General features: G+C 68.3%; 11 protein-coding genes and 1 pseudogene. 5 read left to right on the forward strand and 7 right to left on the reverse strand.

The window, feature by feature from the left end; genetic code table 11:
* The 7 genes and pseudogenes from ACZ3IC_RS27955 to ACZ3IC_RS27985 all read right to left on the reverse strand — a co-directional run.
* Positions 1–2,100: S9 family peptidase (locus ACZ3IC_RS27955; protein ID WP_467420500.1), on the reverse strand; the 2,100-nt coding region annotated here is incomplete at its 3' end.
* Between the two features lie 17 nt (positions 2,101–2,117).
* Positions 2,118–3,269: a phosphonoacetaldehyde reductase gene (locus ACZ3IC_RS27960; protein ID WP_467420502.1), complete on the reverse strand. Its 1,152-nt coding sequence runs from the start codon at positions 3,267–3,269 to the stop codon at positions 2,118–2,120.
* On the reverse strand, positions 3,262–4,377 hold the full coding sequence (gene aepY, locus ACZ3IC_RS27965) for a phosphonopyruvate decarboxylase (RefSeq protein ID WP_467420504.1): 1,116 nt from the start codon (positions 4,375–4,377) through the stop codon (positions 3,262–3,264). Before aepY ends, ACZ3IC_RS27960 begins: the two co-directional genes overlap by 8 nt.
* The gene (locus ACZ3IC_RS27970) at positions 4,374–5,228 is read right to left on the reverse strand and encodes an isocitrate lyase/phosphoenolpyruvate mutase family protein (protein WP_467420507.1); all 855 of its coding nucleotides are present in this window, start codon (positions 5,226–5,228) and stop codon (positions 4,374–4,376) included. The genes aepY and ACZ3IC_RS27970 overlap by 4 nt, the downstream gene beginning before the upstream one ends.
* A gap of 130 nt (positions 5,229–5,358) precedes the next feature.
* On the reverse strand, positions 5,359–6,201 hold the full coding sequence (locus ACZ3IC_RS27975) for a TauD/TfdA family dioxygenase (protein ID WP_467420509.1): 843 nt from the start codon (positions 6,199–6,201) through the stop codon (positions 5,359–5,361).
* Positions 6,202–6,212: 11 nt separating this feature from the next.
* Entirely contained in the window at positions 6,213–6,614 is a 402-nt protein-coding gene (locus ACZ3IC_RS27980; protein WP_467420552.1) for an alkaline phosphatase family protein, read from the reverse strand.
* A gap of 20 nt (positions 6,615–6,634) precedes the next feature.
* Positions 6,635–6,853, reverse strand: a pseudogene (locus ACZ3IC_RS27985) (hypothetical protein); the annotation flags it as partial.
* Between the two features lie 466 nt (positions 6,854–7,319).
* Here ACZ3IC_RS27985 and ACZ3IC_RS27990 point away from each other — a divergent pair.
* From ACZ3IC_RS27990 to ACZ3IC_RS28010, 5 genes are all read left to right on the forward strand, one after another.
* Complete coding sequence (locus tag ACZ3IC_RS27990; RefSeq protein ID WP_467420511.1) at positions 7,320–8,564, forward strand: hypothetical protein; 1,245 nt, start codon at positions 7,320–7,322, stop codon at positions 8,562–8,564.
* Positions 8,565–8,643: 79 nt separating this feature from the next.
* Positions 8,644–9,867: an argininosuccinate synthase-related protein gene (locus ACZ3IC_RS27995; RefSeq protein WP_467420513.1), complete on the forward strand. Its 1,224-nt coding sequence runs from the start codon at positions 8,644–8,646 to the stop codon at positions 9,865–9,867.
* On the forward strand, positions 9,861–10,646 hold the full coding sequence (locus tag ACZ3IC_RS28000) for a hypothetical protein (RefSeq protein ID WP_467420515.1): 786 nt from the start codon (positions 9,861–9,863) through the stop codon (positions 10,644–10,646). Before ACZ3IC_RS27995 ends, ACZ3IC_RS28000 begins: the two co-directional genes overlap by 7 nt.
* Positions 10,646–11,854 (forward strand): ATP-grasp domain-containing protein, encoded by a 1,209-nt coding sequence (locus tag ACZ3IC_RS28005; protein ID WP_467420517.1) that lies wholly within the window; start codon positions 10,646–10,648, stop codon positions 11,852–11,854. Before ACZ3IC_RS28000 ends, ACZ3IC_RS28005 begins: the two co-directional genes overlap by 1 nt.
* 155 nt (positions 11,855–12,009) lie before the next feature.
* Positions 12,010–13,275: a lysine N(6)-hydroxylase/L-ornithine N(5)-oxygenase family protein gene (locus ACZ3IC_RS28010; RefSeq protein ID WP_467420519.1), complete on the forward strand. Its 1,266-nt coding sequence runs from the start codon at positions 12,010–12,012 to the stop codon at positions 13,273–13,275.
* The last annotated feature ends 138 nt before the right edge of the window (positions 13,276–13,413 follow it).

Here is a 13,413-nt window from a genome sequence, read left to right on the forward strand (position 1 = left end):
CAAGGCCAGGCTCGGGGCCTGGTCCAAGGCCAGGCTCGGGGCCTGGTCCAAGGCCAGGCTCGGGGCCTGGTCCAAGGCCAGGTCCGGAGCCAGGTCCGGGTCCGGGGCCGGGTCCGGGTTCGGGGTCGGCTCGTGCGCCACGCCGAATGCGCGTTTGTACATCGTCAGCTCCGCCTCGACGCACTCGATGATCGTGGTGCTCCGTTTGAAACCGTGCCGCTCGCCCTCGAAGACCAGGTGCCGGTACGGCGCCGCCTCGGCCCGTACGCCGGACAGGAAACGCTCCGCCTGCGCGGGGGGACAGACCGGGTCGGCGCTGCCCTGCAGCAGCAGGAAGGGAACGTCGACGCGTGCGGCCGCGTGGGCGGGCGAGCGCACCAGGTACCGTTCCCTGGTCTGCGGCCACGGCCCGATGAGCGTGTCGAGGTAGAAGGCCTCGAACCCGCCGTTCTGGGACTCCCGCCAGGACACCGGGTCCAGCACGGGGTAGTACAGCGCGGCACAGCAGTAGGTGTCCGAAGTGGTCAGCGAGACAGCCGCGGTCCAGCCTCCGGCGCTCGCCCCGCGGATCGCGAGCCGGTCCGGGTCCGCGGTGCCCTCGGCGGCCAGCGCCCGGGCCACCGCGGCACAGTCCTCGACGTCGGCGACGCCCCAGGCGTGCCTGAGCCGGTCGCGGTACTGCCTGCCGTATCCGGTCGAACCGCTGTAGTTGACCCCGACGACACCGATGCCACGACTGGTGAGGAAGGCGATCTGCAGGTCGTAGGCCATGGGGAAGCGCCCCGTCGGACCACTGTGGGCGAACACCACGTACGGGGGCCGCTCGTCGGGCGGACCGGTGAAGTCGGGGTTGCGCGGTGGGAAGACGACGGCGTGCACCGGACGGCCGCCGAGGCCTTCGAAGGTCCGGGCCTCGGGGCGGGGCAGCAGGGCGGCGTCGGCGGTGGCCCGCGGTGTCGAGAGTGTGGTGCACGTGCCGGTGGACGTGTCGATGCACACAGCCGTGAAGTCGCTCTGCGCGTCGGCGCCGATGGCGATCAGCCGGTGGCCGTTGCTCGCCAGCAGCGGCTCCCACTCGGTGAACGGGAGGGGCAGCAAGGACAGTTCGCCCGAGGCCGGGTCGAGGACCGACAACTGCACGGAGTGCGTGCCGTGCACGACCGCCATGCGCCCGCCGGGCAGGGGTGCGCACCAGGTGAGCCCGATCTTGGTCAGTGCCCCGGCGAACTCCTCCTCGCGCGGGCACACGTTCACGGGGCCCGTCCCGTCGAGGGGCACCCGGTGGACGTTCCACCAGCCCGAGCGGTCGGTGAGCGCGTACAGGGTGCCGTCGTCGGTCCACTCCACCTGCGCGACCGACTCCGCTTTCTGCTCGGGGCCGGTCGCCACGGTCCGGATCGCGGACAAAGTGCCGTCCGGCAGGATCCGCGCGACGCACGCCCGGCTCGCGTCCCACGGCATGGCCGGGTGGTCCCAGCCGATCCAGGCGACGTGCCGGCCGTCGGGCGAGAGGCGCGGACCGGTCAGGAAGTCATGACCGGCCGTCAGGGAGCGGATGGAGGCGGCCTCCTCGGCGGCGCTGCCGTCCAGCGGCACGGCCACCAGGTCCCGTACGGGATGGCCGTCGGGCCCGATGCTCTCTCGTACGCACCACACCTCCGACCCGGTGTTCGCGGCAACGGTGCGCGGTGCCAGGACCGGGTCGGCGAAGCAGAGGGAGAGAGCAGGGGTGGAAGCGGGGGTGAGCGGCTGCGGCACCGAGTCCGGGACCTGGGGCTCGTACCGGTACAGGCGCTGGTCGTCCGCGTGGACGAAGACGATCGCGGGACCGTCCTCGGCCGGCGTCCCCGCCCAGGCCCGGCCGCCGTACTCCATGAGCCGGCTGCGTACGTTCCATGGCGCCGGAAGGGCGCTGCGGGCGGGGCTGCCGTCCGCAGCGCAGCGCATCAATGTCGTCCGGCCGCCCTCGTGCGGCAGCCGCTCCGACCACCAGATCTCGTCCCCGACGAAGCCCGGCCAGTTGGGATGGCTGTCCGTGGCGGTGACGTCCGCGGCCGAGATGGGGGAATTCCACGCCCCGTAAGGGGCCATGTGTGTCATGCCCGCTTCCTCCTGCATCAGTGGATCTTGCGCAGCGCCCGCAGTACCAGCGCGTCGTCCAGACCTACGGGGTTGTTGCCGGCCCGCGCCGTCGACCTCAGCCCCGCGTCGACGTAGTCCGGCAGGTCCTTCTCGGCCACTCCGTATTCGGACAGGCGCGGGGACCAGCCGAGTTCGGTGAGCAGCCGGCCGAGGTGGCCGGGCACCTGGTCGGTGTCCAGACCCCAGGCCGCCGCCACTGCCTCCAGCTGGGACCGGACGTGGGCCGGCCCGCGGTCGTCGTCGCAGTGGGTGGTGACCCACTGCGCGTTGTACGCGTACAGCCATTGGAGATTGAGCAGACAGGCCACCCCGTGCGGGACTCCGTAACGGCGGGTGAGCCGGTAGGCGAACGCGTGTGCCGCCGTGGTGCGGGTGACATTGATCGCCCGGCCCGCATCGAGCGCGGATCGGGCCAACTGCTCCCGCACCGGCAGGGACGTGTCCTTCAGCCCCTCGCCGAGCGGACCCGTCAGCCCGTGCAGCGCCCGCAGGGCGTCGGCCCGGGAGCCGTCCGCCGAGCGCCGGGCCCACAGCGACTCGACGGCGTGGCACAGCGCATCCATCGCACAGCTCGTCATGACGTCGGTGGGGCAGGTGGCGGTGAGTGCCGGATCGATGACGGATCGAGTGGCGGCGGCCAGCGGATGGTCGAAGGAGTACTTGCGCTCGCCGTCGAAGACCGTCGCGAACCGGGTGACCTCGCTGCCGGTTCCGCTCGTGGTGGGAACCAGGAGCAGGGTGCCGACGCTCGTGGTCAGGTCGTCGGCCGCCCCGGTCAGGCACGCCAGCGCGGCGTCCCGGTCGGCGGGCAGGGCACGCACCAGTTTGGCCACGTCCATGGCGCTGCCGCCGCCCAGGCCCACGACGAGGTCCGGTTGCCAGCTGTCGCGCAAGGCGCATCCGGCCAGCACATCGCCCAGGTCGGGGTTCGGCCGGAAGTCCGAGAACAGCCGGTGGCCGGGGGCATCGAGCCAGTGCCCGAAACCGGCGCGCGCCAGGCCGTTCTCGGTGGCCACGACCAGTACGCGCCCGGACTCGTACTGGCTCACCAGGGCGTCAAGACCTTCGACGGCGCCGGCGCCGAAGAGCACCGCCGGGGCGCCGTCCGTCTCTTGCGTGTCAACCACCAAGGGAGCACTCCTCGGCCCGCAGTCGTTGGGCGAAGCCTTCGCGGATGTCGTTCGTGGTCATGGCGGCCGTCGCCCGGGAGAAGGAGGTGCCCGAACTGGCCACGTGTGCGACCAGCAGGTGGGGACCGTCGCCCCCGAGCGCCGTCGTGAGGGCTTGTGCGACCTGATCGACGGTGCGGCACACCTGCGCCGAGGCGTATCCGGCGGCCCTGGCCACGGCGGCGAAGTCCGTGGTGTGGGAGGTGGTGGCCTGTCCGCCGGTGGACTCGTAGGTGCCGTTGTCGAACACGACGTGGACGAGGTTGTCCGGCGCCGCGGCCCCCACGGACGAGAGCGAGCCCAGGTGCATGATGGCCGCACCGTCCCCGTCGAGTACGACCACCGGTGTGCCGGGGGTCCGCAGGGCGACCCCGAGACCGAAGGCGGCCGCGTGCCCCATCGAACCCTGCATGTAGAAGTGGGACTTCGAGCCGGTGACACCGAACAGTTCGCGTGAGGTGTACCCGGTGGTGGAGACGACCGCGGCGCCGTCGAGGATCGGCCCGATCGCCCGCAGCAGCTCGACGCGGCTGACGCCGGACGGCTCCGCCGCGGCCGACGAGTGATTTTCTATGGCGCCCTTCTGGGTCAGGACGAACACGCTTCTGCCCGCGGCCAGTTCCTCCTCGGCCCGGTCGAGCGCGGCGTCGAAGGCTTCGGCGTCCGCGGTGGCCGGAACCGTCACGTGCGGTACGCCGACCGCGTCCAGGAGCTTGTGGGTCGAGGTGCCCATGACGGCGTGCTGGGGTTCGTCCTGCGAGGGATCCGGCCACCCTCGCAGGCTCATGAACACCAGCACGGGGATCCGGTACGTCTGGGAGAGCGAGGTCAGGGGGTTGATGAGGTTGCCGAGCCCGGAGTTCTGGGCGATGACCGCCGCGCGGCGTCCGGCAACGGCGGCCCCGGCGGCAGCAGCCAGCGCGGTGCCCTCGTTCGCAGCGGGGAGGTAGACCCCCTCGCGCGTCAGACGCTCGATCGGTCCGCTGAAGTACGAGCACGGCACACCGGAGACGAAGTCGAAGTCGCGCTCCTTCAGCGCTGTGCAGAAATCATCGTTGGATATCATCCTTCGAGGGCCAGCCAATCATCCAGCTTCTGCAGGGCGAAGACGTCGGAGACGGGTGCGATGGCATCCTCGACACCGAGCGAGTCCCCGTCGTCGTAGATGGTGCGGAACGTGTCGCGCAGTGCCTGGACAGTGGCCCGCAGCCCCTGGTTGGCGTAGATCACGACGGACACCCCGTGCTTCTCCGCCTCCGCGGCGGACATCTGCGGGTAGGTGGTCGGGACGATGACGACGGGCACTCTGCCGTCCCAGCGGTCGAGGAACTCGACGACCTCGCTCTGGTCCTTCTTCTTGGAGTGGATCAGTATCGCGTCCGCCCCCGCGTCGGCGTAGGCATGGCAGCGGCTGAGGGCCTCGTCGACACCCAGCTTGTTGATGAGTGCCTCGGTGCGGGCGATGAAGTAGAAGTCCTCGTGGCGCTGGGCGGCCTTGGCCGTCTTGATCTTGCTCACGAAGGCGGCCACCGGCAGCAGTTCCTGGGAGGCGTCGGCGAAGCTGTTCACCTTGGGGTAGAGCTTGTCCTCCATACAGACGGCGGTGACGCCGGCCGCCTCGAATTCGTGGACCATGTGCGCCACGTTGAGGTTGTTGCCGTATCCGGTGTCCACGTCGGCGACGACGGGGATGTCGATGGCCTTCTGCATGTTCGCGGCGGCAGCCAGGTATTCGGTCATCGTCAGGACGCTGGCGTCGGGAAGGCAGCGGGAGGCGGAGACCTCCAGACTCGACGACCAGACCGCCTGGAACCCGGCCTGCTGGGCGAGCGTGGAACCGAGAGCGTCATGTGCGCCGGCGACCCGTACCAGGCCACCTCGTGACATGAGTTCGCGGAAAGAGATCCGATGGGACATGAACGCTTCTCCTTCTGGATACGCCGAAGAGATTCGGATGTGCGTTCCTCGGCGGCAGGCTGAAGTACCACGCGGCGCGGGAGGCGCGACGTGCGGCTGCGGGCGGATTCTTCGAACTGACGCGGGGGTATCAGGAGTTCTGGGCAGCGATCCAGGTCCGCAGCATCACACGCTGGTGATCGCCTTCGAGGTCTTGGAACTCCACCCTGCCGTGCAGGGTCCAACGATTGTCGATGAAGATCATCTCGCCCTCCCTGAGACGGTCCTGGGACCGCAGCTCCGGGGAGTCGAGCAGGGCGTCCAATGCGTCGAGCGCGTGAACCTGTTCGTCGGTCAGCGGGGGCGTCCCCGGCTGACGGTGGCCTATCTCGATGTATTCCCTCAGGTAGTGCACGCGGTCCTTGCCGCCGCGGGCCTCCAGAACGGGGCGGAGCACGGTGCGCGGGGCGCCCGGGCTGTCGTCGCGGGTGTCGAAGTGCACGGGGAGACGAAGCGTGTCGAGCACCTCCGGGCGGTCGCCGAGCCGCTCGAGGACGTCGGACAGCCGCACGAGCACCAGGTCCCCGCCGACGGCGGCCTGATGGACGCAGGCGAGCGCGAAGTAGTCGGGGACGACGCCGGGCCGGTGGGGCGAGTCGGTGTGCAGATTGCCGCCCGTACGGGAGTCCGAGTACCGCCCCGTGGAGCCCTCGCCCAGCCCCATGCCCCGGTAGCACACCTCGCGCAGCAGGGTTCCGGCAGCGTCCTGCGGCAGCAGTCCGCCCAGGGCAGCCGATGCGGCAAGGGCGAAGTCGCGGTACTCGGCCGGATCGAGGTGGTTCAGCCCGGTGAGCACGAAGTAGCCCGGGTCCCCGTCCAGACAGCGTTGGGCGTGGGGCCTCAGTTCGGCAGCGAGCGCGTCGCGGGGGGCACCCTTGGTCAGTTCCTTAGGGATGTCGAACCGGACCGGGTCGAAGGCGTGGTGGCTGGTCATGAGAATGTCCTTCACAGAACTCGACCGGACATGGCCGCGGGTGGCTCCATGCCCAGGAAGTGCAGACAGATCGGCGCGATGTCGCGGAGGTCTTCGGAGGGGGGCAGCGCACGTTCGAGCCCGAGCACCCACCGCGGCACCGGATTCGAGGTGCGCCGGATGTGGGGCGTGGTGCCGTCGTCCTCGCGCATGCACTCGCCGTTGCCGTGGTCGGCGGTGATCACTACGAGTACGCCGTGATCGTCGGCGGCCTGTGCGATGTCCCTCAGGCACTCGTCGACGACTTCCGCGGTCCGGCGCACGGCGCCGTAGTTGCCGGTGTGCCCGACCGTGTCGACGTTGGCGAGGCCGGCCACGATGAACCGGGCTTCCCCTGCGGTGGTTCGGTGAGGGCCCGGTCGATCACCACGCAGGCCTGGGGGATGGCGCCACCCGCGCCGATGGTGAGGTGTCCGACCTGGGAGTTGCCCACCTGGCCGGCGGGGAGTCCGACCACGGCACCGGACGCCTCGAGCAGAGTTGGAGGGGTCTTTTCGGCAAGACTCGAAATAAATGGAATATAGGCGTCCGACAAAGGATTGTGCGGGCCGTCGGGCGCCCATCCGAAACCGTCCAGGACCAGCAACAGAACGCGCTGCTTCGAGTCGCCCACTACTTACGCCCCTGTATGTCGGATCGGAACATTCCAGCTGCTCCGGCAAGATCGACAGCCACCCTGGTGGAAGGATTGAAAGGCGTCAAGAAGGTTAACTCCTGACGGAATCCGGGTGGACTTGCCGTCCATTTTGAGATGCCATAGCACCATATTGCACACCAGAATCTGTGGATCCGGCCGCAGGGAACGCCTGTTGACGCACAAAGTAGACACTGCTTAAATCTGCGACTGATCATCTTGGTGGCTGCTCGGCCGGACCATCACCGTCCTGCCTCTTTTCCGAATCACCGCAGGGTGCCGGCCTCGGCCCCTTCGGGTGCAGTCCGGCCATCGCCGCAATCCCCTCGGGGTGCTCAATCCGGACCGTCGCCCCGGGGGTAATGAAAACCCTGCTTGCGCCCCGAGCACTGCTCTAGGAGTTGCATTGACTGCGCAGTTGAACACCAGTGACAAAGAGCCCGGCGTGCCCATTGTCAGGCACCTCGTCATCGCCGATGCCGCACATCAGTACTCGGTCGCACCGGCGCTCGACGCACCGCTGCTGGTGGCCGAACTCGCGCCCGAGGCGGACGACGGAGGAACGCGCGCGATGGAGTTCCTCCGCCGGGACGGAACCACCACGGGGAAGGTGACGGTGATAGGTGCGGCAGGCTCGACCCTGCCCCTCACCCCGCCGTCCGAACCCCTCGCGGCCTGGGCCTCCACGGGTTTCACGGATGAGTTCCACAGCTACCTGCGCTCGGCTCGTACTCCGGACGGAAAGAGTCCGGACCTTTCCGACGAAAACCTTTCCGTGCTCGGACCACTGATGCTGCTGCGCACTCACGTGGTGCGGGAACAGCCGTTTACGGAAGTACTCGTGTGCGCCCGGGTCCGCACCATCGGAACCCTCTTCGTCCGCGTGGCTCAATTCACCCATTCCGCAGCGGCCGGCATCGCCGAGCTGACGGAACAGGCCCTCGGCCTCTCCACCTCCCTGCGGGACCACGTCCGCATTGAGAACACCGCCTACACGACCTATGAAAAAGGCGTCGAAATCGAGCAGAAGGTCGCCCTGCTCGATGATGTATCCATCTGGGCCCTCACCAAGGATGTGTGGAAGGCCGTCGAGAGCGGTGAGTTCCCCGGATTCATCACCGATCCGGGATACGAGCTCACCCGATGGCACTTCGTACAGCACAACTTCGAGGTGCTCGCGCCGGCCGGTGAGGTCGGCCACATCGCCTTCCAGGAAAATCCGGACGGAAGGTACCAGCTCAAGCAGAAGAAATTCGCGGCAGACGCGCTGCGACGCGAGGAATCCTTCCGCAAGGGGGTGGAGGTTCCCGGCGCGAATTTCGATGAGTACCTGGCGCGGGAGTATCCGGACCTGAAGTTCCGGCGTCTGCCCAGTTTTACGCGCACCCGGTACGACGTCAACGTCCAGTCCCTCACGACGGGACACTGCTTCGGCATCGAGACGGACGAGGTCACCGTCGGCGGTCCTGCGGAGCGCAAGCTGCGGCAGGTCGAGATGGAGTACCTGGAGACCCGATGGCACGCCGGCATGGACGCCACATCGATCGACGCCGAGATGAACAGGCTGACCGCCCTGGTGGAGGAACACCTGTCGAAGCACGGGATCACCAGCGAACGCACCCTGTACTCGAAGCTCTCGTTCCTGCGGGACTGTGCGGACGGTCCCGCCGTGGAACCCGCCCGGTCCTGACGATCCACCCAGTCCAACGCGCGACCGTCGGCAGCCGCCAAAGCTCCCCAAGACCAGCTGAACCATAAGGACGTGCAGTGTGAAGAAAAGCCGAAGGGGCATCCGCTCCTTTCGCGACATCACTCACCACACCATCGATGTGCGACGACCCGTCGTGACTCTGTTCAGCGGCGGACTGGACAGCACCTACCTCCTGCACAGGCTGGTCGAGGCCGGAGCCACCGAGGTGCACGCCGTGAGCGTCGGCCTGGGCGGCGACGAGCAGACCTCCCAGATCCAGCAGATCGCGGACAAGCTCGGCGTCCGGCTCCATGTGGAGGACGCGCGGGCAGAGTTCGTGGAGGAGTTCGTCCGGCCCGCGATCGCGGCGCACGCCGTCTATCTGGACACGCACCCCGTCAGCTCGACACTGAGCCGTCCGCTGATCGCCCGCAAGGCGGTGGAAGCAGCGCGCGAGCTGGACGCCTCCGTCATCCTGCACACCGCCAACCGCTCGCAGAACACGCTGCGCCGACTGAACGGAGCCTTTGAACTCCTCGGATTCCAGGGTGAGTTCGGTAGCCCCTACGACCTCGATCCGGTGGGACGCGAGGAGAAGATCAAGGAGCTTCAGGCCATCGGCCTGGACCAGATGGCCGAACGGTCGGCCAGCGGCGACTCCAACGTGTGGTGCAGGGAATTCGAGTCCGGCATCCTGGACGACCCCGAGAACCACGCCGTCCCGGAGTCCTACTACCGCTGGAGCGCCCACCGGGAGGTCCCGGAGACGGAAGACGTCGAGCTCAGCTTCCGTTCGGGAGTGCCGGTCGCCGTGAACGGGCGCGAGCTGCCCCTCATCGACATCATCGAGCAGCTGAACTGGACGGTCGGGGCCCATGGCCTGGGCCGTTACACCGGCCTGGAGGACCTGCCGGGCGGGGTGAGGGTCCTCGAAGTCCGCGAGATGCCCGCAGCGTGGCTGCTGCTGGCCTCGCGGCGCCACCTGGAGACGGCGGTCCTCGACGCCGAGGCGCTCCGCGAGAAGCTGCGTGTGGAGCACATCTGGGTCCGTGAGGCGCTCGAAGGGCGCTGGTTCGGCGAACTCCACGCGGCCTGCCAGGCATTCATCACCCGGCTCGTCGCACCGCTCGACGGAACGGTTCGCTGGCGGCTGGCGAACGCAAGGGCGTCCACCACCTCCATCGTCGCGGCGAACCCCCTGTATGTGCGCAACAGGGAGGAGTGGGAGCAGTCCTCCATCAAGCAAGAGCTTTCGCACTGCGGCCATGGGCCGGACGACGGAAACGGGGACGGACAATGGTAGAACCCCACCGGACCACGCAGCGGGCGGACCTCGCGGACCGTTCCGGCCTGCGCCTGGTCGTCATCGACGCGGATGTGCACACCGCGCGGACCGCACATGCCATCGGGTGCCACACGGTGTTCGTGCAACGGCCCGGCGCGCCCGTGCAGGACCTGGTCGACGACTACTCGGGCTACTACTCCGTGGACTTCACAGGTGCCGCGTTCGGCGGTTTCGTCGAGGAGGTGCTCCGTCCGCTGGCTCCCACGGCGGTGGTCTCCCTCAGCGCGGCGGGTCTGATGCCGGCCGCCCTCGCGAACTCCCTGCTCAAGACCGTCGGCACCGCACCCGAGGTGATCGGCCGGCTGACCGGTGAGACATCCGGCCGACCGGGCCCCGACGGACGCGAGCTGAACGCGTACACCTTCTCCACGAATGGCGCCCACCGATTGCTGGCCGTCATGGCGGAGGGCTCCGAAAGCTCCACTCCGGCACTGCCTCGGCACATCGCACCCGCCCACTGCCTGACCCCCGACGAGCGCGGCGCCGCCGAGACAGCGCTGACGGCCTTCCTCGACACCGCCGGGCTCGACAACGGCCCGGCCCGCACCCGTGTCCGGGTACATGACGGCAAGGTACACATCATCGCCTCCCGCCACGACCTGGGCGGCGCCGACAACGCCGGGCTCCTGAGCGGTCTGACGGGAATCGACCTGACGCGCTGGGCCCTCGGCTGGCCCCTGGGTCTGCGTGAGGCCGACTGCACGCAGCCCGCCCGGACCCTGGAGACGAGCACCTGATGAAGACGACCGCACTGTTCATCAACAAGCATCCGTACTCGCACTTCAACCGGGGCGGCACATACATCCTTCCGGCCTCCGAGATCGACATCCATCTCGTGACCCGCAATCAGTTCCACGGCGGAGTATCCGGATTCGCGGACCATCCCTTCGACCACGTCTCCCTGTGCGACGCCGAGGAGGAGGACCGCTGGCGCGCGATCTGCGAGTGGACGCTGCGCAACCACCGCATCGACCGGATCATCGCCGTGCACGAACGGGCCGTGTTGCTGGCGGCCGAGCTGCGCTCCAAGTTCTCCCTGCCCGGCATGGACCACAAGACCGCGGCGCGCTTCCGGGACAAGGTGCGGATGAAGGAGGCGGTGCGCGCGGCCGGTGCGGCGGCCGTTCCGGGATTCTCCGCGCTCGACAGCGCGGACGACCTCGCGAACGTCGACTGGAGCACCGGACGGAAAGTCATCAAAAGCCGTCTGGGACTGGCCGCCAAGGACCTTTTCATGGTCGACACGCTGGAGGAGGCGCAACGTCTCCTGCCCGGACTCGACCTCTCCGGATCGCACTACGAGATCGAGGAGTTCGTCAAGGGCCAGATCTACCACTGCGACTGCGTCGTTCAGGACGGACGGATCAGGTTCAGCAGCGTCGGAAAGTACCTCGCCGACCCGGCCGGCTATTCGCCGGGAGCAATCTTCGGCACCGTCCTCGTCCATGAGGGCGAGCTGCACCGGCGCATCACCGAACTCAACGCGGACGTGCTCAAGGCGCTGGGCCTGAAGGACGGCACCACGCACCTGGAGGTGTTCCACACCCCCGCCGACGAGCTCGTCTTCTGCGAGGTCGCCGGGCGGCCACCGGGCGGCATCATTCCCCCGGTGATCCAGTGGCAGTACGGATTCAACATCGTCGAGACCCATATACGCCTCGATGCCGGACTCGACATCTCACTGGGAGGCTCCCCGCGGCCGCAGGACAACGGGACGTGCGGCTTCATCGCCTTCTATCCCGGGGGCAGTGAGAACCAGGGAATCGACGCCGAGCGCTTCCCGGACCTCGGGATCGTGGAGCACATCGGACACCGGGGCGCGGGAAACGGCCACGGTGGCGTCCGGCACTCCACGGACTTCCTCGACTCCTACGTGGTCAAGGCCCCCGACAGCGAGGCGCTCCTGCGTCGCATCGCCCGGATCGAGGACGAATACCGGCGGTGACGCGAGCCGGGACCCCGCGCCGGTTCCGGTGTTCTGCGAGGCACTGTGCCTGCCGGGCGCAGGAGGGACCGACGTGCGGGAAATTCATGCCGTCCTGAAGACGGGCTCCGAAAATGCGGCGGCCGTGCCGCCCATCCTTGAACGAGAGATGAGCAATGACCAACCCTGACTTCATCGGTATCGGCGTGGGACCGGCGAACCTGAGCCTTGCGGCGCTGGCCGATCCTCTTGCCGGGATGAGCTCCGAGTTCCTGGAAGCCAAAACGGAGTTCCGGTGGCACCCGGGCCTCATGCTTCCCGACTCCCAGCTGACCGTCACCTACTTCAAGGACCTCGTCTCACTCGTCGACCCGACGAGCAAATTCTCCTTCCTGAACTTCCTGGTGCGGGAAGGAAGGGCCTTCAGGTTTCTGGAAGCCAACGGAATCAGTTGCTCCCGTCGCGAGTTCGAGCAGTACTACCAGTGGGTCGCGAAGCAGATCCCCTCTCTCCGGTTCGGCACACCGGTGGAGTCCGTCGCCCTGTCCGACGAGGGGTTCCGCGTCACCACGGGAGGGGGCGCGGCACGCACCACCCGCACCCTCGTGCTCGGTTCCGGATCCGAACCCCACATGCCCGTGTTCGCCAAGGCCCTCTCGGGCGACAAGGTCCTGCACAGCAGCGAGATGACCACGGTACGCCCCGACTGGAAGGGGCGTCGCGTCCTCGTCGTCGGGGCGGGACAGAGCGGCGCCGAGATCGTCAACCACCTGCTGTCCGACGAGCGCGCGCTACCGTCCTCGCTCACCTGGACCTCCAGCAGGATCGGCTTCCAGCCCCTGGACGACTCCCCCTTCACCAACGAGTGGTTCACCCCGGCCTTCGTCGAGTACTTCAACGGCCTGCCGGACCGGCGCCGCGCGGAGATCTCGCTGGAGCAGAAGAACGCCGGCGGCGACGGGATCACCGACTCCCTGCTGAACTCCATCTACCAGCGCCTCTACCACCTCGACACCGTCATGCAGTCGGGGCTGCAGCACAGGCTCCTTCCGTGCCGACGGGCCGCCGGCCTGGAGCAGGACGGTTCTCATCTGGTGGCCGACCTGCACGATGTCAATCACGATGTCGTCGAGCGGCTCCCCGTCGACCTGGTGATCTTCTGCACCGGGTACCGCAGCCAGCTTCCGGAATACCTCAAGCCGCTGCATGACCGGCTGTCCCTCGGTGACGGAGAGTTCCGGGTACGGCCGGACTACTCTCTTGAATTCGACGGGCCTGAAGACCTGCGCATCTACGTCCAGAGCTTCGCGGAGCGGACCCACGGCATCAACGACAGCCTGCTCAGCCTGGCGTCCTGGCGCAGCGCCCGCATCCTCAACTCCATCGCGGGAAGCGAGGTGTACCGAGCCGACCGGGCCGCGAGCACGGTGGCCTGGCGGTAGACCTCCGGGCCGGCCGAGGGCCGGGCCACCGGCCTTCGGCCGGCACGACCGGAGTTCCCGTGCTTCTGTCGGGCATCAGCCGCAATCGGTGTCGGCAGCGACGCCACGACCACCGCCCGACGCGTCACAGGATCAAGC

This window comes from Streptomyces sp. NPDC002958 (genome assembly GCF_055563255.1).